Here is a 24,945-nt window from a genome sequence, read left to right as displayed (position 1 = left end):
GGGGCATTTTTTCTGGTCGGTCTGGAGGAGTCATGCACTACAACGACACCCGCACTGGCACTGCGACGCTCGGCTCATGGACTCTCGAGTTCTTCGAGACAACGGGCGTGGCAGGCTACCTGTGCTCGTCGGTCGAGATTTCCTTGAACGACGAGCGCAAAGCCAGACTGTCTTTGACACGCCCCAACCTGCCCGTGGACGATGTCAACCGTCAGCTGACGACGCGCGCAGAGCAATGGATCACGGAGTACCAGGAACGCAAGGGCGAAGCTTCCACCGGCTTCGGTTTGCTCTGAGTCATGCACCGCCGGTGGCGCGCCGCGCGACACGTTCGCTGAGATACAGATAGTCGGGCTGGAAATTTCCGGCCGCCACCAAGCCTTTCAGATTCGATATTTCCACCCTTGAAGAACGGAAGGTGCAAAGCCCGAGCTCGCGGAGCTGCCTGAGCACACGACAGACGTGCACGTTGGTCAGGCTGCAAACTTCACCGATTTCAAGCTGCGTCAATGGCAGGGAGAATCCGCTCTCATCGGCCGCGTCGATGGCCAGCATGCGAGCATTCATCTCGCAGAAGAAATGCGCGACGCGCGCCAGCGCGTTGAGGCCGGACACCCTGTAGAGCCACTGCCGGTGCATGGCAGCGTCCAGCAGCGACAGGAACCAGAGCCGCTTGGTGATGCCGGGGTGATCCACAAGAATGCGATCGAGCTCTTCGTGAGGAATCAAGCCGACAGTGATGTCGGTCAAGGCGCCCACATCGTGGTCCAGCTTCCTGAGTGCGTAGGCGTGAAGATCGACGAAGTCGCCCGGAAGATGCACACCCACCAGATGCCGCTTTCCATCGCGCGTGTCGATATGGCGCGACATCAGGCCATCGATCAGCAGTGTGCTGATGCTCACCTCGACGCCATGGCGCACCACGGTGTTTCCGGCCCGGAACGTACGGGTTTCAGAAATCGCAGTTTCCAGGATGTCTCTTTCGGCATTCGACAGCTCGCCGATGGATCGGTTTCGCAAAAGGTTTCGCGTGATGCGAGGTGCAGTTTTTGTAACCGGCGATGATGCGTGAAGCACGGTCATGCCTGCATTAACCTGTGTTAATCCAGAGAGGCGCATGACCCGTGCTTCGTTTGGAGAGGGTCAGGTCAAGCCGCAGACGCGACCTCGCCCATGAGCTCCTCCTTGCGGGCTTCGAGGTCGCCGCGCATGGCCACCAGGTCGAGCTTGCGGGACGAGCGGGCCTTGGGAAAGATGTCGTTGCGCTCTTCCTTGACATGGTGGTCGATGTACTCGCCGAGCACCTTCACCTTCGCGTCGAATGCTTCATCGAGTTCGCCGGAAGACAGGCCTTCCTCGATCTGTGCGATCAGGTCTTTCGCGCTGGCATGCTCCACTTCCGCCTCGGCAAGCAGGTCCGTTTCCTTGATGGCTTCGCGCAGCGCAGGGTAGAAGATTTCCTCTTCGATCTGCGCGTGCACGGTCAGCTCGGCGCAGATCTGCTGCGCGATCTCCGTTTTTTGCGCGACGGCCGTTCTGGCCCGGGAGCCGGAAAGTTCGTCGTAGGCCTTGAACAGTTTTTTGACAGCGCGGTGATCGGCGTCGAGCAGGTCGCAAGCGTCTTTTTCTGTCTTGGTGGTCATGGTGTTTTCCTTCGTGGGTTTTGACTTGGGGATTCCGATTTCACGCTTTACGCGGTACGCCCGAAGTAGGACAACGTCACGATCGCCACCGCAATGGCGACAGGATGTTATCGGCCCGCGGGTAACGCTTTGTTCGCTTCATGCTGTCCTACGCCGTCCACGAAGCGCGGCGCTGCACGATGGCGCTTTCGCCATCTGCCCCGGAGCAAATCATGAAGAAAGTGAACGACCGTTCCACCGACCGCAGCGACGCCGCACGCGCTGAGGAGACCGCGCGCAAGCAGCAGCGCATCCAGCAAGATCAAGACAGAAAAGATCGCGCAGCGAAAGACGCCGCAAAGCCCGAAGCCAAGGGCGAGCCGAAGACAGCAAAGGCGAGCGCCCGAAAAGAACCGATGCCACCGCTGCCGCGCCAGCACCTGATCAAGCCGGGACTGGAGGCAGACATGGAGTTGAAGCCGAAGTTCGCAGCACCCGACTACCGGGGCAGCGGCAAACTCCAGGGCTTTTCCACACTCATCACGGGCGGCGATTCGGGCATTGGCCGCGCGGTGGCGGTCTTGTTCGCGCGCGAGGGCGCGGACGTCGCGATCGTGTACCTCGACGAGCATGAAGATGCGCAAGAAACGAAGCGCTGGGTCGAGAAGGAAGGCGGGCGCTGCCTGCTGATTCCCGGTGATGTCAAGGACGCGGCATTCTGCCGCCGCGCCGTGGCCGCGACCGTGAAGGAGTTCGGCACGCTCAACGTGCTGGTGAACAACGCGGCATTCCAGGAGCACGCGAAGTCGCTGGCCGACATCACCGAAGAGCGCTTCGATGAAACATTGCGGACCAACGTCTATGGCTACTTCCACATGGCGCAGGCCGCGCTGCCTCACCTGAAGGCAGGCGACTGCATCGTGAACACCGGCTCGGTGACGGGGCTGCACGGCAGCAAGCAACTGCTGGACTATTCGACCACCAAAGGCGCGATCCACGCGTTCACCAAAGCGCTCGCCGCCAACCTGGTGGACAAGGGCATCCGCGTGAATGCAGTAGCGCCCGGCCCGGTATGGACGCCGCTGAATCCCGCCGATCGCGAGGGCGAAGAAGTAGCACAGTTCGGCGCGCAGACCGATTGGGGACGCCCGGCACAGCCGGAAGAACTCGCGCCGTCGTATGTGTTCCTCGCAGCGCCGTGCTGCTCGAGCTACATCACCGGGATCGTCCTGCCGATCACGGGCAAGGCAGGTGACGGCGCCTAGGTCCATGCGGGTGATGCTGGCATCAGAAAATACCGCCTATGCCAGTAAATGAAATTTACCGCTCATTCCGGTATTGCAAATTTACTGGATAAACCACTACAATTTGTTTACCGGAATAGGCGGTAAACATGCTCAATCGAACCCAACCCATCGTCACCTCCGCTCAGCTTGGAGCGCTGCTCGTGAACGTGCGCAAGAGCCGCAAGCTCACGCAGGCTCAGTTGGGTGCCCGCCTGGGCCTGAGCCAAAAGCGCGTGTCCGAGCTGGAGCTCGCCTCAGGTACGCTGAGCGTTGACCAGCTCCTGGCAATTTGCGCCCAGCTCGGGTTACAGCTGAACCTGCAACTCCGCGATGACACCCCGCCTGCGCGGAGCTCGGCAACGGCTTGGTAAGCCATGGGACGACGCGCGCACTCTCGCCCGCTTTCCATCTGGACCAATGGTGAGCTCGTCGGCCACTGGACTCCGGCCGGCAACCAGCCCATGCGGCTGGCCTATGCCGACAGCTGGCTCAAATCCGACACCGCGCGGCCGCTATCGCTCTCCCTCCCGCTGCCGCTGCTCGACAACAACCCAGTGCGCGGCGAGCTTGTAGAAAACTTCTTCGAGAACCTGCTGCCGGAAGGCAGTGCTATCCGACAGCGCCTGGCGCAGCGGTACGCTGCGGGTTCTGAGGGCACCTTTGACCTGCTGGCGGCCATCGGTCGCGACTGTGCGGGCGCCGTGCAGCTGCTGGACGCAGAAGAGGAGCCCAAGGGCTTCGACCGCATCGAAGGCGAGCCCTTGAACGATGAGGCCGTTGCAGCCGCGCTTCGCAGCGCGGTGACCGTGGCCCAGTTCGGCAAGTCGGATCACGAGCAGGACTTTCGCATCTCCATTGCCGGCGCCCAGGAAAAGACGGCAGTGCTGTGGCACCAGGGCCAGTGGATGCGCCCGCTGGGCGCCACTCCGACGACGCACATCATCAAGCTGCCGCTGGGGCTCGTGGGCAACATGAAGGCCGACATGCGCACCTCGGTTTACAACGAGTGGCTGTGCCTGAAGCTGATGGGGGCACTCGGGTTCGACGTGGCCCACGCAGACATTGTCACGTTTGCAGACCATGCTCCAGTGCTTGTGGTCGAGCGATTCGACCGCAAGCTACACCCGTCGGGAGAGTGGATTCTTCGCCTTCCTCAAGAAGACTTCTGTCAGGCCTACGGGGTGAACCCGGCCATCAAGTACGAGGCCGACGGGGGCCCAGGCATCGAGCAACTGGCGCAGGTGCTACACGGCTCGCAGTACGCGCGCGCTGATTTGCGCACGCTACTGGCCAGCCAGATCGCCTTCTGGCTGATGGCCGCAACCGATGGTCACGCGAAGAACTTCAGCATCCGGCTGCACGCCGGCGGTGTGTACGCTCTGACACCGTTGTACGACGTGCTCTCAGCCTGGCCCATCATCGGCAAAGGCAAGAACCAACTGGCCTGGAAGAACGCCAAGCTGGCCATGGCAGTCTCCGGAAAGAACCGCCACTACCACTTGGCAACCGTCATGCGACGCCACTTCAACGCGACCGCCGCGAAGTGCGGTTGGGGCGACAACGCCGAGGACATCATCGGCGAGTTGCTTTCCAGAGTGGAAGGAGCTGTCGAGTCCGTCGCCAAGCAACTGCCACCCGGCTTCCCGGAAGATGTGGCCGCCGCGATCTTCGAGGGCATGCGCAACCAGGCCAGACGCCTGCAGGAGCAGCCTGCGATTTAGTGTTTGCGTCTGCGAGGTATCCGCCCACAGACGTTCGAAGCATGGTTGAGCAGTCATGCTGCCCATGCGACTGACTCTGTGGCACCTGCAAACGCCATAGCCCGCACTGCCGCTGTCCAGATTATTTTCTCCAGGATGCAGGAAGGAATGATCGAGTTCGTTCTGACCTATACTTTTTGCAAAATGGCTTTTTCTGCAAAAAGTAAATGGCAACGAAGATGCGAATGCGTCAACCCAGATGGCACATACTTTAGACAAAAGGGTGATTTTTGCCTAAGATATATGGCAAATGGCTCGCACATTTCAACGCCCCTTTCCGTCAGTCACCAAGCAAGCTCAAGAACTCGGTGAGCGGATGAGGCTTGCCCGCTTGCGCCGCAAGCTATCAACCGTAATGTTCGCGGAGCGCATGGGCATCTCGCGCGAAACACTGCGCCGGCTCGAAGCGGGCGATCCCAATATCGCCTTGGGCACCTACATGCGGGCTCTGCGCGTCCTCGGGCTCGACAAGGACATCGACACCATCGCGAGCGATGATGCCCTCGGCCGCAAGCTGCAGGACGTCGCGGCATTGGCGGCGACGCCGCGACCGCGAGGCTCGACAAGCCGTCCGGCCAATACAACCAAGGGGGCCAAGGACCACCCTCCTCCGGGAAAAGATGATGGCCCCAAAGCGTGAAAGGCCCACCATCGAGGTCTATCTCGATGCACCGGAGTTGGTCCCCTCGCAGCAGGTCGGCACCCTGTACCGGCACGATGTGCGTACGGATCTGGGCTTTTCCTTCGAGTACGCCCCCTCCTGGCTGAAAGAAGAGAACGCGTTCCTGCTGGACCCGCGCCTGGAGCTTTGGGCTGGAGAACAGCACCCGCCACATCCAGCGAGCGCTTTTGGCATTTTCCTGGACTCCGCCCCCGACCGCTGGGGCAGAGTCCTCATGGAACGCCGTGAGGCTGCGGCCGCCGAACGTGAGCAACGGCCGATGCGCGCACTGCAGGAGGTCGACTTCCTGCTGGGCGTCCATGACTTCACCCGCATGGGCGCGCTGCGTTTCAAGGAACCAGGGGCCGGCCACTACCTGGACAACAGCGCCAACGCCGCGCCGCCCGTGACGGACCTTCGTGAACTGGCCGCTATCAGCCGACGCATCGAGGAGCCGGGCGTCGAACGACTCCCGGAATACGAGCGGTGGCTTGCGATGCTCATCGCACCGGGGACCTCACTGGGAGGTGCCCGCCCTAAAGCCAACTTCCGCATGCCGGGCGACGAACTGTGGCTCGCGAAATTCCCTGCCAAGGACGACCGATACGACGTCGGCGGGTGGGAGTTTCTCGTCCACCAACTGGCCCAGCGGGCAGGCATCTGGGTGCCTGCAGCCCGGCCCGAGCACCTCACGGATCGCTACACGACCTTCTGCGTGGCCCGCTTCGACCGCCGCCGCGAGTTCAGGCGCATGTACGCCTCCGCCATGACGATGCTCGAGCATCAGGATGGGGAAGACGGCGCAAGCTATCTGGGGCTGGCTCTGTTCCTGCAGGATCAGGGAGCCCAGGGGCACATCGACGGGGACCTGGAGCAGCTGTACCGCAGGGTCATCTTCAACGTCATGGTGGGCAACCGGGACGACCATCTCCGCAACCACGGCTTCATCCGCGAGCCATCAGGATGGCGCCTTTCGCCCGCATTTGATGTCAACCCGAACCTCGCGAAGGCCGACCATTCGCTCACCTTCGACGGCAAGAGCGCCGCCCCCAGCCTCAAACTGGTGAAGGAAACGGCGGACTTCTACCGCTGCGAGGATAGGGCACAGCAAATCATCGACGAAGTGCACACGGTCGTTCGCGAGTGGCGCCAAGAAGCGCAGCGTCTTGGCTTGCCCGCCATCGAAATCAAACGCATGGAATCCGTGTTCCAGCAAGCCTGAACCTCTTGCCGCTTGTCCCACATACCCATGAAAGAAGCCCGCACGTGCCGGGCTTGTATTTGGAGGTGATCTCGCCCATTCGCAAAGGCTGCTGGCGCACAAGAATCGAAAGATGACCGAGCACTACATCAAGGCACGGATCGGCGAGCGCGTAAAGCTGTTGGATTACGCTGAACCCTGATCCATCTTTGTACCCAAATCGACGAGATATAGATGCGCCCACAAGCAAAAAGCCCTTGAATCCGTTAAGAATCAAGGGCTTGCATTGGTGGTGGCCTGGGGCGGAATCGAACCACCGACACGCGGATTTTCAATCCGCTGCTCTACCAACTGAGCTACCGGGCCAGAGCCAGCGATTATACATCACCCGCCGTTGCGCTTTCCGCGGGACAGGTCGACGCCCAGTTGCTTGAGTTTCCTGTAGAGGTGGGTACGTTCCAGGCCGGTCTTTTCGGCCACGCGGGTCATGGATCCGCCTTCCTTGGCCAGGTGGAATTCGAAGTACGCCTTCTCGAAGCCGTCACGGGCGTCGCGCAGGGGCTTGTCCAGGTCGAAGCTCTGGCGGGCGACGGGGCCGGTTTCCTGCAGCGGGGGCAGCGGTTGCGCGCCGGTCATGGCGGCTTCCACGGTCAGATCTGCGGCGGGGGCAGCCATGACGGTGGCGGGGGCTGCTGCGCGGCGGGCGTCGCGGGCGAGACCGTTTTCCACGGCCTTCAGCAGCTTCTGGAGGGTGATGGGTTTTTCAAGGAAGGCGTGGGCGCCGATCTTGGTGGCGTCGACGGCAGTGTCGATGGTCGCGTGGCCGCTCATCATGATGACGGGCATGGTGAGCAGGCCGGCGGTGGACCATTCCTTGAGCAGGGTGACGCCGTCGGTGTCGGGCATCCAGATGTCCAGCAGCACGAGGTCGGGCCGGCTTTGCGCGCGGGCGGCGCGGGCCTGGGCGGCGTTCTCGGCCAGGTCCACGGTGTGGCCTTCGTCGTTCAGGATCTCGGAGAGCAGGTCACGAATGCCGAGCTCGTCGTCGACCACCAGGATGTTTGCCATAGATATTAGATAAAGCCTGGAATGCGCTGGCTCCCGTGGGAGGGAGTCAGATGTGTTGTGAAACCGATACGGTTTTGTCCAGCGCGAATGATAACGATACTTGGGCACCCTGAATCACCCCATCCGTAACACGGTTGGACAGGTCGACGCGGGCGCCGTGTTCGTCGGCAATCTTCTTGACGACGGCCAGGCCCAGGCCGGTGCCTTTGGCCTTGGTGGTCACATAGGGTTCGAAGGCGCGCTTGAGGATGTTCTCGGCAAAGCCGGTGCCGCAGTCCAGCACGGCCAGGCGCACGCGCTGCCCGGTTTCAGACAGGCGTGTGCGAATGACCACTTCGCCACGCGGCTTGCCGCCGTCTGCGGTGGATGCGGCTTCGGTGGCGTCCTGCGCGTTCTGCAGCAGGTTGTGGATGACCTGGCGCAGTTGCTGCGCGTCGCCGCGCACGGCGGGGCAGCGCTCGTCCAGTTCCATGCGCACGGGTACGACGGCGTTCTCTGCGTTGTAGAGCTGCATGACGTCGGCCACCAGCGCGTTCAGGTCCACGGGTTTGAGCTCGGCGGCGGGCAGGCGCGCGTAGTCGCGGAACTCGTTGACCAGCCGCTTCATGGCGTCCACCTGCTCGACGATGGTCTTGACGGACTTGGTGACGATGGCCTGCTCGGGCGGCGCCACCTTGCCGGCGAGCTTGAGTTCCAGCCGCTCGGCCGACAGCTGGATGGGCGTGAGCGGATTCTTGATCTCGTGCGCCAGCCGGCGGGCCACCTCGCCCCACGCCTGCGCACGCTGGGCCGAGACGATTTCGGAGATGTCGTCGAAGACGAGCAGGCGGGCGGGGCCGGAGGTCTGGTCTGGCAGTTGCGCGCCGCGCGCGACGACGCTGATGGCGTCCTGCCCTGCGTCGGGCTGGCCGCCGAACTGCGAGTTGCCGTTCTGGCCAGCGCCGAGTTCGAAGGCCTGCTGCCAGTGGTCCACCCGGTGCAGGCCCTGCTCGCGCTCGGCGTCGAAGTTCTCGAACTGCGCCTGCACCGCTTCGCCAAAGTCCGTGAGGCCTGGCACGTCGGCCAGCAGTTGCCCTTCATACACGGCCAGCGGCGCACGCAGGATGCGCGTGGCCCCGGGGTTGCTGGAGACGATGCGCCCCTGCGCGTCGAGCACGATCACGCCGGCGGTCAGGTTGTCCAGGATGGTCTGCAGGTTGGCGCGGGCTGCATCCACCTCGCCCATGCTCTTTTCGACCGCGCCGCGTGCGTCGGCCAGTTGCTGCGTCATGTCGGCGAATGACCGCGTCAGGCCGCCGAGTTCGTCCTTGCCCTGCAGCACGGCTTTGGGCGTGAGGTCGCCGGCGGCCACCTGGCGCACGCCGTCGGCCAGCAGCAGCAGCGGCCGCGCGAGCTGGTTGCCCAGCAGCACCGCCAGGATGACCGCGCCGAACACCGCCAGGAACAGGCTGAGCGTGAGCGTGCCGATGTACATGCGCTGCAGCCCGGTGCGGGCAAGCGCGCGCTCCTGGTATTCGCGATACGCCTCTTGCACGGCGATGGCGTTGGCCACGAAGCTGGGCGGCAGCGCCTGCGTGACCTGCAGGTAGCGCGGCTCGGCCAGCAGCCCGAAGCCCGGGCCGGGCACGACGGCAATGGCCTTGATGCGCCCGTTGGTCACGGCGCTCAGCGGGTTGTCTTCCAGCCCTTCCACCTGCGCGACGACGCGTTCGGCACGCACGGTACGCAGGAACTGCGCCGTGGGCCGCTCGGGCGTGATCTGCAGGCGCGACGCGCCGGTGCTGGCCAGCAGCTGGCCGCCCGGGCTCCAGAGAACGGCGTCGTTGGCAGAGAGCTGGTCGCGCACGCGTTCGAGCACGAGGCCGGCGCCGGCATCCGACACCTCGGCCAGCTGGCCGGCTGCCACGCGCGTCTTGTTGGCCAGGTCACGCGTGAGTGCATCCAGCGTGGCGCGGCCCAGGTTCACGCCGGCGTCGAGCGCACCTTCGACCTTCACGTCGAACCAGCTTTCGATGGAGCGCGACACGAACTGGTAGGACACCACGTAGATCAGCATGCCGGGCACGAAGCCCACCAGCGCGAAGATGGCCGCGAGCTTGACCAGCAGCCGGCTGCCGAAGCGCCCGCGCTTCAGGCGCAGCACCAGCCGCACGACGATCCAACCGATCACGCCGAGCAGCAGCAGCGCCACCACCATGTTCACCACGAACAGGTAGAGGTAGTTGCGCTCGTACATCTCGCGGTTGTTGGTGGCCTGCGCCAGCAGGAACAGCAGCACCAGGCCGATGGCCGACATGGCGGCAACGCCCACGCCCACCGCCCAGCGCAGCGAGCGCGCACGCGCCTGCGCGGGGGTCTTGGGGGCGGAGGTCATCGCGGCGTTCCTACCTGCAGGCGCTGGCCGCGCACGACGGAGATGTTCCAGTCCGCCTTGCCGACCACGCCGATCTGGAACGGGCGCGGCAGTTGCGACACGTCGAGCCGGAAGCGGAATTCGACGTTGTATTGCGTGTCGGCCTCGACGTCGGCGGCGTCGGCGATCTTCCAGCGCGAAATGCGCTGCACGGCGGCCAGCGCGTCGGGCAGCGCGTCGAACGACTGGCCGAGCGACAGGCCCAGGCCCGTGTTGGTGATGGGGCCGGGCGCCATGTTCAGCCGCCAGCGGCGGGTGAGCGGCTGGTAGGCCAGGCGCATGTGGCGCGCGGCTTCGGCCACTTCCTTGTCGTACCAGTACCAGCGGCCGCGCAGCACGGACGCCTCGGCCACGAAGTGCATGGGCACGCCCTTGAGCAGCGCGTCTTCGACGATGGCGGGCAGGTCGAACATGACGTTGGTCGACAGGAAGACGCCTTCGTCGTTGCGCTCCAGGCGCAGGGCATCGGTTTCGACGGGGGTGTCGGCGCGGACGGCGGGGGCCATCAAGCCGATGAGGATGAGGACGGCGGCCTGGGCGATCAAGGCCAGCAGGCCGGCAGCCCAGGCCCGGCGGCGGGCGGGATCAGGGTGCCTGTTTCTGTAGCACTGCGTAGAAGAAGCCGTCGTGATCACCTGACTGATTGTCCCGGACGGCGTCATCCTTTGCCCCGGTATGGGGCTTTAAATGCCCCGGTGCAGGCCGGATTGAGGCATCTTTGTTGTGTGCAACAAACGTTTGTATCTGGCTTTCGCCCTCTGAACGGAACACCGAGCAGGTGCAATAGACCATACGTCCGCCCGGTTTGAGCAGCGGCCACATGGCGGCCAGCAGGTTGGCCTGCACGACGGTGAGCTGCTCGACGTCGCTCTCGCGGCGCAGCCAGCGCACGTCGGGGTGGCGGCGCACGATGCCCGACGCGGTGCACGGCGCGTCCAACAGGATGGCGTCGAACAGGTGGCCGTCCCACCAGCCGGCGGGGCGCGATGCGTCACCGGTGACGACGCGGGCGCGCAGTTGCAGGCGGTCGAGCGTCTGCTGGATTCGCTGGGTGCGCTGCGGGTCGATCTCGAGCGCGGTGACGTCGGCGTCGACCAGCTCCAGCAGGTGCGCCGTCTTGCCACCGGGGGCGGCGCAGGCATCGAGGATGTGGAGCTTGCCGCTTTCAGGCTCTGCCAAGTCGTGCAGCAGCAATGGCGCGGCGAGTTGCGCGGCGGCATCCTGCACCGAAACCACACCATCGGTGAAGCCGGGGATCTGCTGGACCGGCACAGGCCTGTCGAGCACGACGCCATGCGCGCCCACGGGGGATGCGTCGATGCCGGCATCGTCCAGTTGCTTCAGGTAGTCCGCCACGCTGGCGCGCCGCACGTTGACGCGCAGCACCAGCGGCGGTTGCGTGTTGTTGGCGGCGAGGATGGATTCCCAGTCGCGCGGCCAGTCACGGCGCAGGCGCTCGATCCACCAGCGCGGGTGGTTCCAGGTGGCGACGGGCTCGCCTTCGGTTTCGGCCACGAGGTCGTCGCGCTCACGCAGGAAGCGGCGCAGGCACGCGTTGACGAAGCTCGACTGCATGCGCGTGGTCGGGTTGCGCTTGGCGGCTTCCACCGCCTGGTTGACGACGGTGAAGGGTTCGTAGGTCTGCTCGTCATTGCGCCAGAGCAGTGCGAGCGCGGTGCACATCAGTGCATCGACCTGCGGCGACGGCGTGCGTTTGGCGAGGTGACGGCGCAGCGCCTCGGCCATGCCGAGCCAGCGCAGCACCTGGAACACCAGCGCCTGCACGCCGGGGCGCAGCTCGGCTTCCACACGCGCGAGCGCAGGCGTGGCCGACTCGCCGCCGCGAATGGCCACCAGCACGGCGGAGGTGGCCTGCAATTGCCGCCAGAGGGGAACCGGTGTGTTGCTCAAGTCAATGTGTCTCGTGTGTTCACAACTTGCTGGCAAGGCGCATGCCAAACAGCCAGGCAAGCAGCACGGCGGGGAACTGCCGCACCGCTGCGTTGTATGCGCCGACAGCGGCGTTGAACTGCTCCACGGAAGTGCCCACGATGCGCGAGAGTTCAGCCCAGCGGGCCTGGACGGCTTCGGGCATGGGTGCGCCGGCCAGGTCATGGCCCTCGCGCAGCACGCGGGCCCAGGCGTGGTCCACCACGCTGCGGGCAGTGTTGAGCGCGGCCACGGCTTCACCGTCGAGCCCACGCCCGCGCGTGGCGGCGAGCACGGCGTCGAATTGCGAGAGCGCGGAGCGCAGGCTGCGCCATGCGAGCGCGGGCGCATCGAGCAACGCGCCAGCCTCGGTGAGACCTTCGTCGAGAACGCTGTCTTGTGTGGGGAGTGCGGAGGCGGCAAGCTCGGCCTGCCGCACGAGCTCGACATCGAGCGCGGCGTAAGCCTGGTGCACGGCCGCACGCAGGCGCACGAGGCGGTTGTACGCGCCCACACTCCAGAAGATGAGCACGGCGGGCAACAGCCAGAGCAGGATGTCAAACCAGGTCATGGGTTGCCATCATCACGCAAAAGAAAAGGCGCCCCGCACCGTTGAGGGTGCGGGGCGCCTGGCCAGGGCATGAAGACCCTGGGTGGTCACTCGGCCTCGGGGGCGTCAGCGGCGGGCGCTGTGCTCTCGGAGGCTTCGGCCAGTTCGGCAGCTTCGCTGTCGGCGATGGCACGGCGCTCGGCGTCGTCCATCTGTTCCTTCACCTTGCGGGCCTGGTGGTAAGCCATGCCGGTGCCGGCGGGGATCAGGCGACCCACGATGACGTTTTCCTTCAGGCCACGCAGCTCGTCGCGCTTGCCCATGATGGCAGCCTCGGTGAGCACGCGGGTCGTTTCCTGGAAGGAAGCGGCAGAGATGAACGAGTCGGTGGACAGCGATGCCTTCGTGATACCCAGCAGCAGGTTGCTGTAGGTCGCGGGGATCTTGTTGTCCTTGCGCAGCGCATCGTTGGTGTCCAGCATTTCCGAACGCTCGACCTGCTCGCCCTGGATGTAGCCCGACTCGCCCGGGTTCTCGACCACGACGCGGCGCAGCATCTGGCGAACGATCACCTCGATGTGCTTGTCGTTGATCTTCACGCCTTGCAGGCGGTACACGTCCTGGACTTCGTCGACGATGTAGCGGGCCAGTTCTTCCATGCCCAGCAGGCGCAGGATGTCCTGCGGATCGGCCGGGCCGTCCACCACGGATTCGCCCTTGTTCACCACCTGGCCTTCGTGCACCAGGATGTTCTTTTCCTTGGGCACGAGGTCTTCCCAGACCTTGCCATCCGGATCGGTGATCTGCAGGCGGATCTTGCCCTTGGTCTCCTTGCCGAACGACACGGTACCGGTCATTTCGGCGAGCAGGCCCTTGTCCTTCGGCGAACGGGCTTCGAACAGCTCGGCAACACGCGGCAGACCGCCGGTGATGTCGCGGGTCTTCTGGCCTTCGACCGGGATGCGGGCCAGCACTTCGCCGGGGCCCACGTCCTGGCCGTCACGCACCTGGATCAGCGCACCGACCTGGAAGCCGATGGTCACCGAGTGGTCGGTGCCGGGGATCTTCACTTCGGCGCCGGAGGCGTCGATGAGCTTCACCTGCGGGCGAACCACCTTGGCGGAGCCGCGGCGCTTCGGGTCGATCACGACGAGCGTGGACAGGCCGGTCACTTCGTCCACCTGCTTGGCGACGGTGAGGCCTTCCTCGACGTTCTCGAACTTCGTCTGGCCTGCGAATTCCGTGATGATCGGACGGGTCAGCGGATCCCAGTTGGCCAGGATCGTGCCGGCCTTGATCTGCTGGTCGGCCTTGACCGTCAGCGTCGCGCCGTACGGCACCTTGTGGCGCTCGCGCTCGCGGCCGTGTTCGTCGTGGATGACGATTTCGCCGGAGCGGGCGATCACCACGAGGTCGCCCTTGCTGTTGGTCACGTAGCGCATCGTGGCGTTGAAGCCGATGATGCCGCTGGACTTGGCTTCCACGCTGGAGGCGATGGCCGCACGCGAAGCAGCGCCACCGATGTGGAAGGTACGCATCGTCAGCTGTGTGCCGGGTTCGCCGATGGACTGCGCGGCAATCACGCCGACAGCTTCACCGTTGTTCACCAGGCCGCCGCGGCCGAGGTCGCGGCCATAACAGAGCGAGCACAGGCCGAAGCGGGTCGCGCAGGTCAGTGCGGTGCGCACCTTCACTTCGTCGACGCCGGCGGCTTCGAGCTCCTCGATCACGTCTTCGTCCAGCATCTGCGTGGCCTTGACCAGCACGGCGCGGGTTTCGGGATGCAGCACGTCTTCGGCAGCGGTGCGGCCGAGGATACGGTCGCGCAGCGATTCGATGACTTCACCGCCTTCGACGATGGCGCGCATGAGTGCGCCGTCGGTCGTGCCGCAGTCCTGCTCGACCACCACCAGATCCTGCGTCACGTCCACCAGGCGGCGGGTGAGGTAGCCGGAGTTGGCGGTCTTCAGCGCCGTGTCGGCCAGACCCTTGCGGGCGCCGTGGGTGGAGATGAAGTACTCCAGCACGTTCAGGCCTTCGCGGAAGTTCGCGGTGATGGGCGTCTCGATGATGGAGCCGTCAGGCTTGGCCATCAGGCCACGCATGCCGGCCACCTGGCGGATCTGCGCGGCAGAACCGCGGGCACCCGAGTCGGCCATCATGTAGATCGAGTTGAAGGATTCCTGCTCGACTTCCTTGCCATGGCGGTCGGTGACCTTTTCCTTGGACAGCTTGGCCATCATGACCTTGGACACTTCGTCGCCGGCCTTGCCCCAGATGTCCACCACCTTGTTGTAGCGCTCGCCAGCGGTCACGAGACCGGAGACGTACTGCTGCTCGATCTCCTTCACTTCCTTGGCCGAGCGATCGATGATGCCGTGCTTTTCAGCGGGCACCAGCATGTCGTCGATGGCGATGGAAATGCCGGCCTTGGTGGCCAGGCGGAAGCCGTTCTGCAGCAGCTTGTCTGCGAAGACGACGGTTTCCTTCAGGCCGCACTTGCGGAACGAGACGTTGATGAGCTTGGAGATTTCCTTCTTCTTCAGCGCCTTGTTGATGTTCGCGAAGGGCAGGCCCTTGGGCAGGATCTCGGACAGCAATGCACGGCCCACCGTGGTGTCGACCAGCTTGGTCGAACCGGTGAACTCGCCGGTGACCTTGTCCTTGGTGTACTCGGTCAGGCGCACGGCGATCTTGGCCGTGAGTTCGACCACGTTGGCGTCGAGCGCGCGCTGCACTTCACCGATGTCGGAGAAGACCAGGCCTTCGCCCTTGCCATTGATGCGCTCGCGCGTCGTGTAGTACAGGCCCAGCACCACGTCTTGCGACGGGACGATGGAGGGCTCGCCGTTGGCGGGGAACAGCACGTTGTTGGAGGCCAGCATCAGCGTGCGGGCTTCCATCTGCGCTTCGACCGACAGCGGGACGTGGACGGCCATCTGGTCGCCGTCGAAGTCGGCGTTGAACGCCGCGCAGACGAGCGGGTGCAGCTGGATCGCCTTGCCTTCGATCAGGATGGGCTCGAAAGCCTGGATGCCCAGACGGTGCAGCGTCGGAGCGCGGTTCAGCATGACCGGGTGCTCCTTGATGACCTCTTCCAGGATGTCCCAGACCACCGGCGTGCCGGATTCGACTTCCTTCTTGGCGGCCTTGATCGTCGTCGCGATGCCCATGGCTTCGAGGCGCGAGAAGATGAAGGGCTTGAACAGTTCGAGCGCCATCAGCTTGGGCAGGCCGCACTGGTGCAGCTTGAGCGTCGGGCCCACCACGATGACCGAACGGCCCGAGTAGTCGACGCGCTTGCCCAGCAGGTTCTGGCGGAAGCGGCCGCTCTTGCCCTTGATCATGTCGGCCAGCGACTTCAGCGCGCGCTTGTTCGCACCCGTCATGGCCTTGCCACGGCGGCCGTTGTCCAGCAGCGAGTCGACGGCTTCCTGCAGCATGCGCTTTTCGTTGCGCGCGATGATTTCAGGCGCCTTCAGTTCGAGCAGGCGACGCAGACGCGAGTTGCGGTTGATGACGCGGCGGTACAGGTCGTTCAGGTCGGAGGTCGCGAAGCGGCCACCGTCCAGCGGCACCAGCGGACGCAGGTCCGGCGGCAGCACGGGCAGCACGTCCATCACCATCCAGTTGGGCTTGATGCCGGACTTCTTGAAGGCTTCCAGCACCTTCAGGCGCTTGGAGTTCTTCTTGACCTTGACTTCGGAGCCGGTCAGGTCGCCACGCAGGCGTTCGATCTCGGTGTCGAGTTCGATGCCTTCGAGCAGGTCCTTGATGCCTTCGGCGCCCATCTTGGCGGTGAACTCGTCACCGTATTCCTTGCGCTTGGCGTCGTAGTCGTCCTCGGACATGATGCTGAACTTCTTCAGCGGTGTCATGCCGGGGTCGGTGACGACATAGGCCTCGAAGTACAGCACGCGTTCGATGTCGCGCAGCGTCATGTCGAGCACGAGGCCCAGGCGCGACGGCAGCGACTTCAGGAACCAGATGTGCGCACAGGGAGCGGCCAGGTCGATGTGACCCATGCGCTCGCGGCGGACCTTGGTCTGCGTGACTTCAACGCCGCACTTCTCGCAGATGACACCGCGGTGCTTGAGGCGCTTGTACTTGCCGCACAGGCATTCGTAGTCCTTGATCGGGCCGAAGATCTTGGCGCAGAACAGGCCGTCGCGCTCGGGCTTGAACGTGCGGTAGTTGATCGTCTCGGGCTTCTTCACTTCGCCGAAAGACCACGAACGGATTTTCTCGGGCGAAGCCAGGCCGATGCGGATGGCATCGAAATGCTCATCCGGCGTGAACTGCTTGAACAGGTCGAGTAGTGATTTCATTTAACTCTTTCCCCTTTTCAATTACGAGCGCTCGAGCTCGATGTCGATACCGAGCGAACGGATTTCCTTGACCAGCACGTTGAACGACTCGGGCATGCCCGCGTCGATGGCGTGCTCGCCCTTGACGATGTTCTCGTACACCTTGGTGCGGCCCTGCACGTCGTCGGACTTGACGGTGAGCATTTCCTGCAGGGTGTACGAAGCGCCATAGGCTTCCAGCGCCCACACTTCCATTTCGCCGAAGCGCTGGCCGCCGAACTGGGCCTTGCCGCCCAGCGGTTGCTGCGTGACCAGCGAGTACGGGCCGGTGGAGCGGGCGTGCATCTTGTCGTCCACCAGGTGGTGAAGCTTGAGCACGTGCATGTAGCCCACGGTGACCGGACGCTCGAACTGGTCGCCGGTGCGGCCGTCGAACAGGTGCGCCTGGGTACGCGTGGCGGTGAGGCCCTTGAGCGCGGCGATGTCGTCCGGATAGGCAAGCTTGAGCATGGCGCGGATTTCATCTTCCGACGCGCCGTCGAACACCGGCGTGGCGAACGGGACACCCTTGGACAGGTTGTCGGCCATTTCGATCACGTCTGCGTCGGACAGCTGGGTCAGGTCTTCCTTGCGGCCAGTGCTGTTGTAGAGCTGGTCCATGAACTTGCGCAGCTCGGCCACCTTGGCTTCCTGCTGGAGCAGGTCGCCGATGCGCTGGCCGATGCCCTTGCCCGCCCAGCCCAGGTGCACTTCGAGCACCTGGCCCACGTTCATGCGCGAAGGCACGCCCAGCGGGTTGAGCACGATGTCGCACGGTGTGCCGTCGGCCATGTGGGGCATGTCTTCGACCGGGACGATCTTGGACACGACGCCCTTGTTGCCGTGGCGGCCGGCCATCTTGTCGCCGGGTTGCAGGCGGCGCTTGACGGCCAGGTAGACCTTGACCATCTTGAGCACGCCAGCCGGCAGCTCGTCGCCTTGCGTGAGCTTCTTGCGCTTTTCCTCGAACGCGAGGTCGAAGCTGTGGCGCGTCTGCTCCAATGAGTTCTTGATGGACTCGAGTTGCGTGGCGACTTCGTCGTCGGCCGGGCGGATGTCGAACCAGTGGTACTTCTCGACGGAGGCGAGGTACGCCTTGTCGATCTTCGTGCCCTTGGACAGCTTGGCGGGGCCACCGTTGGCGACCTTGCCATTGAGCAGCTTCTCGATACGGTCGAAGGCGTCGGCCTCGACGATGCGCAGCTGGTCGTTCAGGTCCAGGCGGAAGCGCTTGAGTTCGTCGTCGATGATCTGCTGGGCGCGCTTGTCGCGCACGATGCCTTCACGGGTGAAGACCTGCACGTCGATGACGGTGCCCTGCGAACCCTGGTCCACGCGCAGCGAGGTGTCCTTCACGTCGGACGCCTTCTCGCCGAAGATCGCGCGCAGCAGTTTTTCTTCCGGCGTGAGCGTGGTCTCGCCCTTGGGCGTGACCTTGCCGACCAGCACATCGCCCGGCTGCACTTCGGCGCCGACGTAGATGATGCCGGACTCGTCCAGGCGGTTGAGCTGCTGTTCCGACAGGTTCGGGATGTCGCGCGTGATTTCTTCCGCACCGAGCTTGGTGTCGCGCGCCATGACCACGAGTTCCTCGATGTGGATCGAGGTGTAGCGGTCTTCGGCGACGACGCGTTCGCTGATGAGGATCGAGTCTTCGAAGTTGTAGCCGTTCCAGGGCATGAACGCGACCAGCATGTTCTGGCCGAGCGCGAGCTCGCCCAGGTCGGTGGAAGCGCCATCGGCCACCACGTCACCCTTGGCCAGCACGTCGCCCTTCTTGACGATGGGACGCTGGTGGATGTTGGTGTTCTGGTTGGAACGCTGGTACTTGATGAGGTTGTAGATGTCCACACCCACTTCACCGGCAACGGCTTCGGCGTCGTTCACGCGCACCACGATGCGGGTCGCGTCGACATAGTCGACCACACCGCCGCGGGTTGCCGTGACCACGGTGCCGGAGTCGACTGCGGAAACGCGCTCGATGCCGGTGCCGACGAAGGCCTTCTCGGGACGCAGCACAGGCACGGCCTGACGCTGCATGTTGGCGCCCATCAGCGCGCGGTTCGCGTCGTCGTGCTCGAGGAACGGCACGAGCGAGGCGGCCACCGACACGATCTGCGCAGGCGACACGTCCATGTACTGGATGCGCTCGGCGCCGACGAGGATGGACTCACCCTTTTCACGGGCGGAGACCAGTTCACCGGTCAGCTTGCCGTCCTTGTCCAGCGCCGCGTTGGCCTGGGCGATGACGTACTTGCCTTCCTCGATGGCGGACAGGTAATCGATCTGCATCGTCACCTTGCCATCCACCACGCGACGGTACGGCGTTTCGATGAAGCCGTATTCGTTCAGGCGGGCGTACAAGGCCAGCGAGTTGATCAGGCCGATGTTCGGGCCTTCCGGCGTTTCGATCGGGCAGACGCGGCCGTAGTGGGTGACGTGCACGTCGCGCACCTCGAAGCCGGCGCGCTCGCGGGTCAGGCCGCCCGGGCCGAGGGCCGAGACGCGACGCTTGTGCGTGATTTCGGACAGCGGGTTGGTCTGGTCCATGAACTGCGACAGCTGCGACGCACCGAAGAACTCCTTGAGCGCCGCGGAGATCGGCTTGGAGTTGATCAGGTCGTGCGGCATCAGCGGCTCTTGTTCAGCCTGGCCGAGGCGTTCCTTCACGGCCTTCTCGATGCGGGCGAGACCGGTGCGGTACTGGTTCTCGGCCAGTTCACCGACGCAACGCACGCGGCGGTTGCCCAGGTGGTCGATGTCGTCGACTTCGCCATTGCCGTTGCGCAGGTCCACCAGGATCTTGACGACCGCCAGGATGTCCTCGTTGGTCAGCACCATCGGGCCGGTCGCTTCGTTGCGGCCGATCTTGGCGTTGAACTTCATGCGGCCCACACGCGACAGGTCGTACGTGTCCGGGTTGTAGAACAGGCGCTGGAACAGGGCCTGCACGGCGTCTTCGGTCGGCGGCTCGCCGGGGCGCATCATGCGGTAGATGGCAACGCGGGCAGCGAATTCGTCCACGGTTTCGTCGATGCGCAGGGTCTGCGACATGTACGCGCCCTGGTCGAGTTCGTTCGTGTAGATGACCTGCAGGTCCTGCACGCCGGCGGCGCGCAGCTTCTTGAGCAGCGCTTCGGTCAGCTCGTCGTTGGCCTTGGCGATGATTTCACCGGTGTCGGCATCGACGATGTTCCTGGCAACCACGCGGCCGACCAGGAAGTCTTCCGGCACGCTGATGAAGTTGGTGCCCGACTGCTCGAGTTCACGCGTGTGACGTGCGGTGATGCGCTTGTCCTTGGCCACGACGACCTTGCCCGACTTGTCGGTGATGTCGAAGCGCGCCACTTCGCCGCGCAGGCGTTCGGAGACGAATTCCATCTGCGCGCCGCTGTCCATCAGGCGGAAGTTGTCGTTGACGAAGAAGTTCGCCAGGATGGACTCGGGGTTCAGGCCGATGGCCTTGAGCAGGATGGTGACCGGCATCTTGCGGCGGCGGTCCACGCGGAAGTACAGCACGTCCTTCGGGTCGAATTCGAAGTCGAGCCACGAACCGCGGTAGGGAATGATGCGAGCGGAGAACAGCAGCTTGCCCGAGCTGTGGGTCTTGCCCTTGTCGTGTTCGAAGAATACGCCAGGCGAACGGTGCAGCTGCGACACGATGACGCGCTCGGTACCGTTGATGATGAACGAGCCCTTTTCAGTCATCAGGGGCACTTCGCCCATGTAGACCTCTTGCTCCTTGACTTCCTTGACCACCTTGGATTGCGAGGTGGAGGACTCACGGTCATAGATGATGAGCTGCACGCGTGCGCGCACGGCGGACGCGAAGGTCAGCCCGCGCGTCTGGCATTCACGGACGTCGAACGCAGGCTTGGCCAGCGTGTACTCGACGAACTTCATTTCCACGAAGCCGTTGTGCGAGACGATGGGGAAGGCAGAGTCGAATGCGGCTTGCAGGCCCTCGATCGTGCGTTTTTGCGGGGCGGAATCTGCCTGCAGGAACGCGGTATAGGCGTCCTTTTGCATCTGAAGCAGGTAGGGAACTTCGAGCACGCTTTCGCGGCTCCCGAAACTCTTGCGGATTCGCTTGCGTTCGGTATAGGTATAGGCCATGAGAACTCCGGGCTATGAGGTCCTAGGCGACTGATCCATTGAGCACCACACTCAACAATCTTGGTGGTTGGCCACTACCAACCATGGCGGACGGCTGCGCATTGCACGCAGCCCGAACCAAGGCATCTTCTGCAGTCGGGGGCCAGAAGACACTCAAAAGCATCGTATCGAACGGCGCTTTTGGGTGCTCTCTGTAAGCACCAAAGGCTGGAGGCCCCTGGGGACACTCCAGCCTTCAGGAAAAAACCCAATTACTTGAGTTCTGCCTTTGCGCCGGCTTCCACCAGCTTCTTGACAGCAGCTTCGGCGTCGGCCTTGGGGATGGCTTCCTTGACGGGCTTCGGAGCGCCGTCCACCAGGTCCTTGGCTTCCTTGAGGCCCAGGCCGGTGATTTCGCGCACGGCCTTGATGACGGACACCTTGTTGGCGCCGGCTTCGAGCAGAACGACGTTGAATTCGGTCTTCTCTTCAGCGGCCGCAGCAGCAGCACCGCCGCCGCCACCAGCAGCGGGAGCAGCCATGGCGGCTGCGCTCACGCCAAACTTCTCTTCGATGGCTTTCACCAGGTCGTTGAGTTCCAGGACCGTCATGCTGTCGAGCGCGGTCAAAAATGCGTCTTTGTCGAATGCCATTTTGATTTCCTAAAAATTGATGTCGGTTGATTGGCCGCGCTCAGGCAGCCGCTGCCTCAGGTGCCGCTTCGGGTGCCGCAGCACCTTCGCCCTTCTTTGCCGCCAGGGCGCCCAGCACGACGGCCGTACGCGAAATGGGCGACATCAGCAAGCCACACAGCTGGGCCAGCAACACTTCCTTGGACGGGATGTTGGCCAGTTGCTTCACGCCATTGACGTCCAGGGCCTTGCCACTGAATGCACCACCGCGAATGACCAGCTTGTCGTTGGTCTTCGCAAAGTCAGCCACCACTTTCGCGGCAGCCACTGCATCCGTGGAGAAGCCATAGATCAGCGGGCCGGTCATCTGGTCTGCCACCACTTCAAACGCGCTACCAGCGACAGCACGGCGGGCCAGGGTGTTCTTCAGAACACTCAGGTTGACGCCCTTGCTGCGCGCTTCGTTGCGCAGTTTGGTCATGTCAGCGACCGTGATGCCGCGGTATTCCGCCATCACCAGCGTTTGAGCTTGAGCGGCGAGGCCGGTCACTTCGTCAATGACCGCTTGTTTCTCACTGCGATTCAGACTCAAGGTCTACTCCTTAAAATGTGTCTTCGGGTTGCCCCTGCGACACGCCTTTCTTGCAGCGACCGACTGTTTTCAGAAATCCGGAAATTTCTTCTGCAGCGGGATCGCCATCTGCGTTGGCTTTCACTGATTAAGCATGGTTGCCCATGCACCAACGGTCCTGGATGGCCTGCCGCAGTCTTGCGGCTGCGACAGCCCACCACACCGGGTCCGCTTTGCAGCAGACCCAATTCTTTCGTCAGGCCGACAGGGTTTGCGTGTCCACACGGACACCGACACCCATGGTCGACGAGACAGCCACCTTGCGCAGGTAGACACCCTTGCTCGAAGCAGGCTTGGCCTTGTTCAGGGCTTCGACCAGCGCAGCGAGGTTGCCCTTCAGCTTGTCGGCGTCGAACGAACGACGGCCGATCGTGCTGTGCACGATACCGGCCTTGTCGACGCGGAACTGGACCTGGCCGGCCTTGGCGTTCTTCACGGCGGTCGCGACGTCGGGCGTCACGGTGCCGACCTTCGGGTTCGGCATCAGGCCGCGCGGGCCCAGGATCTGGCCCAGCGTACCGACCACGCGCATGGCGTCGGGCGCGGCGATGACCACGTCGAACGGCATGTCGCCAGCCTTGACCTGGGCAGCCAGATCGTCCATGCCGACGATGTCGGCACCGGCGGCCTTGGCTTCTTCAGCCTTGGCGCCCTGGGCGAACACAGCCACGCGCTTGGTCTTGCCGGTGCCGTTGGGCAGCACGACCGCACCGCGAACGACCTGGTCGGACTTCTTGGCATCGATGCCCAGTTGCACCGCAACGTCGATGGACTCGTCGAACTTGGCCGTGGCGGCCTCTTTCACGATGGCCAGTGCGTCAGCCAGCGCATACAGCTTGTTGCTGTCGACCTTGCCTTCGAGGGCCTTTTGCTTCTTGGTGAGCTTGGACATTTACACGCCCTCCACATTCACGCCCATGGAACGGGCAGAGCCGGCCAGCGTACGGACGGCAGCGTCCACGCTGGCAGCGTTCATGTCCTTCAGCTTGGTCTTGGCGATCTCTTCGAGCTGCGCGCGCGTGATCTTGCCGACCTTGTCGCTGTGCGGCTTGGAAGAGCCCTTGTCCAGCTTGATGGCCTTCTTGATCAGGACCGTCGCGGGCGGGGTCTTGATGATGAAGGTGAAGCTCTTGTCCGCGAACGCGGTGATCACCACCGGCAGCGGCAGACCCGGCTCGACGCCTTGGGTCTGGGCGTTGAACGCCTTGCAGAACTCCATGATGTTCAGACCGCGCTGGCCCAATGCGGGACCGATCGGCGGGGACGGGTTGGCCTTACCAGCTGGCACTTGCAGCTTGATGAAGCCGACGATTTTCTTCGCCATGCTTGACTCCTTGCGGGTTCTAACGCCTTGGCCTTCGCCAGGGCTCCCCGGGGTTAACGGCTCTCCTCAACGCCTGCGCACCGAGCCGGAACGCGCACAGGCCAGAACGGGAACTGGACGCTCAGGTCTTCTCGACCTGGGCGAACTCGAGCTCGACAGGCGTCGCTCGGCCAAAGATCATGACCGACACGCGCACCTTGCTCTTTTCGTAGTTGACTTCCTCGACCGTGCCGTTGAAGTCCGTGAACGGGCCTTCCTTGACGCGCACGTATTCGCCGACAACGAACTCCACCTTGTGGCGGGGCTTGTCGGTGCCTTCCTGCATCTGGTTGACGATCTTCATGACATCGTCTTCCGAGATCGGGGCCGGGCGATTCTTGGCGCCGCCGACGAAGCCGGTCACCTTGTTGGTGTGCTTCACCAGGTGCCAGGTGTCGTCGTCCATCACCATTTCCACCAGCACATAGCCGGGGAAGAAACGGCGCTCGGTCGTGCGCTTCTGGCCGTTCTTGATTTCCACCACTTCTTCTGTGGGAACCAGGATGCGGCCGAACTTGCTTTGCATGCCGGCGCGGTTGATGCGCTCGGTGATGTTGCGCTCGACCGCCTTCTCCATGCCCGAATAGGCATGCACGACGTACCAGCGCAGATCGGGGTTGGTCGGCGCGGGCGCCGCGCCTTCGGCGGAGGGAACTTGCACTTCTTCAGTCATCATCGTTTCCATCCGAGCAACAGGTCATAGAACACCCACTCCAGCGTCTTGTCGGTCAGCCACAGGAACAGGGCCATGACCACGACGAAGGCGAACACGTACAACGTGATCTGGATGGATTCCTTGCGGGTGGGCCACACCACCTTGCGCACTTCACGCCAGGCATCGCGGCCGAAGGCGATGAACTGGCGACCGGGTTCGGAGGTCAGGAACACGCCCACAGCTGCGGCCAGCGCCACGATGAGCGCCCCCCACTGGGCCACAGCACCCTGCTTGCCCAGCATGTAGAAAGCCGCAACGGCACCGATGACCAGAGCGATCGCGAGACCGATCTTGGCCTTGTCGGCACCCGTACTGACTGTTTCAACCTGAGATGTCGCCATGTGGCTGTAATCCTGCTTGCAATTCAACGCGCCTTCTCAGACGCCAAACCCGCCGTGCTGCGGCGGGTTTCTGGAAGCCCTGCGCGGACTGCTGCGCGGGGCTTTCGGGGGCCACTCTTTAAGTGGCAGGGGCAGTAGGAATCGAACCTACAACCTTCGGTTTTGGAGACCGACGCTCTGCCAATTGAGCTATACCCCTGTGGCTTTACTCCATGATCTTGGCGACGACGCCGGCGCCCACGGTCTTGCCGCCTTCGCGGATGGCAAAGCGCAGGCCTTCTTCCATGGCGATCGGGGCGATCAGCTTCACCGTGATCGTCACGTTGTCGCCA

General features: G+C 63.7%; 21 protein-coding genes, 2 tRNA genes and 1 pseudogene. 6 read left to right on the top strand and 18 right to left on the bottom strand.

Annotation, left to right across the window (positions count from 1 at the left end):
- Positions 1-32: 32 nt before the first annotated feature.
- The gene (locus ACO2Q9_RS11210; protein WP_423311293.1) at positions 33-296 is read left to right on the top strand and encodes a hypothetical protein; all 264 of its coding nucleotides are present in this window, start codon (positions 33-35) and stop codon (positions 294-296) included.
- A 1-nt stretch (position 297) separates the two neighbouring features.
- Here ACO2Q9_RS11210 and ACO2Q9_RS11205 read toward each other — a convergent pair whose 3' ends face one another.
- Both ACO2Q9_RS11205 and ACO2Q9_RS11200 read right to left on the bottom strand, forming a co-directional pair.
- Positions 298-1,083, bottom strand: coding sequence for a Crp/Fnr family transcriptional regulator (locus tag ACO2Q9_RS11205; protein WP_423311291.1), 786 nt, complete (start codon positions 1,081-1,083; stop codon positions 298-300).
- Between the two features lie 65 nt (positions 1,084-1,148).
- Complete coding sequence (locus ACO2Q9_RS11200) at positions 1,149-1,643, bottom strand: hemerythrin domain-containing protein (protein WP_423311289.1); 495 nt, start codon at positions 1,641-1,643, stop codon at positions 1,149-1,151.
- 212 nt (positions 1,644-1,855) lie between these two features.
- On the opposite strand from ACO2Q9_RS11200, the gene ACO2Q9_RS11195 reads away from it, so the two are divergent.
- The 5 genes from ACO2Q9_RS11195 (at position 1,856) to ACO2Q9_RS11175 (ending at position 6,551) form a co-directional block, all read left to right on the top strand.
- Positions 1,856-2,887, top strand: a complete 1,032-nt coding sequence (locus tag ACO2Q9_RS11195; RefSeq protein WP_423311287.1) for an SDR family oxidoreductase — start codon at positions 1,856-1,858, stop codon at positions 2,885-2,887.
- A 128-nt stretch (positions 2,888-3,015) separates the two neighbouring features.
- Complete coding sequence (locus tag ACO2Q9_RS11190; protein WP_423311285.1) at positions 3,016-3,279, top strand: helix-turn-helix domain-containing protein; 264 nt, start codon at positions 3,016-3,018, stop codon at positions 3,277-3,279.
- A gap of 3 nt (positions 3,280-3,282) precedes the next feature.
- Positions 3,283-4,629, top strand: a complete 1,347-nt coding sequence (locus ACO2Q9_RS11185; protein WP_423311283.1) for a type II toxin-antitoxin system HipA family toxin — start codon at positions 3,283-3,285, stop codon at positions 4,627-4,629.
- 289 nt (positions 4,630-4,918) lie between these two features.
- The gene (locus tag ACO2Q9_RS11180; RefSeq protein WP_423311281.1) at positions 4,919-5,308 is read left to right on the top strand and encodes a helix-turn-helix transcriptional regulator; all 390 of its coding nucleotides are present in this window, start codon (positions 4,919-4,921) and stop codon (positions 5,306-5,308) included.
- Positions 5,289-6,551 (top strand): type II toxin-antitoxin system HipA family toxin, encoded by a 1,263-nt coding sequence (locus ACO2Q9_RS11175; protein WP_423311279.1) that lies wholly within the window; start codon positions 5,289-5,291, stop codon positions 6,549-6,551. Before ACO2Q9_RS11180 ends, ACO2Q9_RS11175 begins: the two co-directional genes overlap by 20 nt.
- 269 nt (positions 6,552-6,820) lie before the next feature.
- Here ACO2Q9_RS11175 and ACO2Q9_RS11170 read toward each other — a convergent pair.
- The 16 genes and pseudogenes from ACO2Q9_RS11170 to tuf all read right to left on the bottom strand — a co-directional run.
- Positions 6,821-6,896: transfer RNA gene (locus ACO2Q9_RS11170), tRNA-Phe, on the bottom strand.
- Positions 6,897-6,914: 18 nt separating this feature from the next.
- Positions 6,915-7,598: a response regulator gene (locus ACO2Q9_RS11165; protein WP_423311277.1), complete on the bottom strand. Its 684-nt coding sequence runs from the start codon at positions 7,596-7,598 to the stop codon at positions 6,915-6,917.
- Positions 7,599-7,644: 46 nt separating this feature from the next.
- On the bottom strand, positions 7,645-9,972 hold the full coding sequence (locus ACO2Q9_RS11160; protein WP_423311275.1) for an ATP-binding protein: 2,328 nt from the start codon (positions 9,970-9,972) through the stop codon (positions 7,645-7,647).
- Positions 9,969-10,517, bottom strand: coding sequence for a DUF4390 domain-containing protein (locus ACO2Q9_RS11155; RefSeq protein ID WP_423311273.1), 549 nt, complete (start codon positions 10,515-10,517; stop codon positions 9,969-9,971). The genes ACO2Q9_RS11160 and ACO2Q9_RS11155 overlap by 4 nt, the downstream gene beginning before the upstream one ends.
- 79 nt (positions 10,518-10,596) lie before the next feature.
- Complete coding sequence (rsmB, locus tag ACO2Q9_RS11150; protein WP_423312471.1) at positions 10,597-11,928, bottom strand: 16S rRNA (cytosine(967)-C(5))-methyltransferase RsmB; 1,332 nt, start codon at positions 11,926-11,928, stop codon at positions 10,597-10,599.
- Positions 11,929-11,941: 13 nt separating this feature from the next.
- On the bottom strand, positions 11,942-12,511 hold the full coding sequence (locus ACO2Q9_RS11145; protein WP_423311271.1) for a LemA family protein: 570 nt from the start codon (positions 12,509-12,511) through the stop codon (positions 11,942-11,944).
- Positions 12,512-12,597: 86 nt separating this feature from the next.
- The gene (gene rpoC, locus ACO2Q9_RS11140; protein WP_423311269.1) at positions 12,598-16,818 is read right to left on the bottom strand and encodes a DNA-directed RNA polymerase subunit beta'; all 4,221 of its coding nucleotides are present in this window, start codon (positions 16,816-16,818) and stop codon (positions 12,598-12,600) included.
- A 21-nt stretch (positions 16,819-16,839) separates the two neighbouring features.
- The gene (rpoB, locus tag ACO2Q9_RS11135) at positions 16,840-20,952 is read right to left on the bottom strand and encodes a DNA-directed RNA polymerase subunit beta (protein WP_423311267.1); all 4,113 of its coding nucleotides are present in this window, start codon (positions 20,950-20,952) and stop codon (positions 16,840-16,842) included.
- A 251-nt stretch (positions 20,953-21,203) separates the two neighbouring features.
- Positions 21,204-21,584 (bottom strand): 50S ribosomal protein L7/L12, encoded by a 381-nt coding sequence (gene rplL, locus ACO2Q9_RS11130; protein WP_423311265.1) that lies wholly within the window; start codon positions 21,582-21,584, stop codon positions 21,204-21,206.
- 40 nt (positions 21,585-21,624) lie between these two features.
- Positions 21,625-22,155, bottom strand: coding sequence for a 50S ribosomal protein L10 (gene rplJ, locus ACO2Q9_RS11125; protein WP_423311263.1), 531 nt, complete (start codon positions 22,153-22,155; stop codon positions 21,625-21,627).
- 235 nt (positions 22,156-22,390) lie between these two features.
- A complete protein-coding gene (gene rplA, locus ACO2Q9_RS11120) occupies positions 22,391-23,086 on the bottom strand; it encodes a 50S ribosomal protein L1 (protein ID WP_423311261.1) in 696 nt (231 codons plus the stop codon).
- Entirely contained in the window at positions 23,087-23,518 is a 432-nt protein-coding gene (gene rplK / locus ACO2Q9_RS11115) for a 50S ribosomal protein L11 (protein ID WP_423311259.1), read from the bottom strand.
- Between the two features lie 121 nt (positions 23,519-23,639).
- Positions 23,640-24,230 (bottom strand): transcription termination/antitermination protein NusG, encoded by a 591-nt coding sequence (nusG, locus tag ACO2Q9_RS11110; protein WP_423312470.1) that lies wholly within the window; start codon positions 24,228-24,230, stop codon positions 23,640-23,642.
- On the bottom strand, positions 24,230-24,613 hold the full coding sequence (gene secE, locus ACO2Q9_RS11105) for a preprotein translocase subunit SecE (RefSeq protein WP_423311257.1): 384 nt from the start codon (positions 24,611-24,613) through the stop codon (positions 24,230-24,232). The genes nusG and secE overlap by 1 nt, the downstream gene beginning before the upstream one ends.
- A 123-nt stretch (positions 24,614-24,736) precedes the next feature.
- Positions 24,737-24,812 (bottom strand) — tRNA-Trp (locus tag ACO2Q9_RS11100).
- 6 nt (positions 24,813-24,818) lie between these two features.
- Positions 24,819-24,945: pseudogene (gene tuf, locus ACO2Q9_RS11095) on the bottom strand (elongation factor Tu); the annotation flags it as partial.

It is taken from the genome of Variovorax sp. VNK109 (assembly GCF_049445855.1).
Classification (GTDB): Bacteria; Pseudomonadota; Gammaproteobacteria; order Burkholderiales; family Burkholderiaceae_C; genus JAGOCV01.
This window is presented reverse-complemented; position numbering and strand designations above follow the sequence as displayed.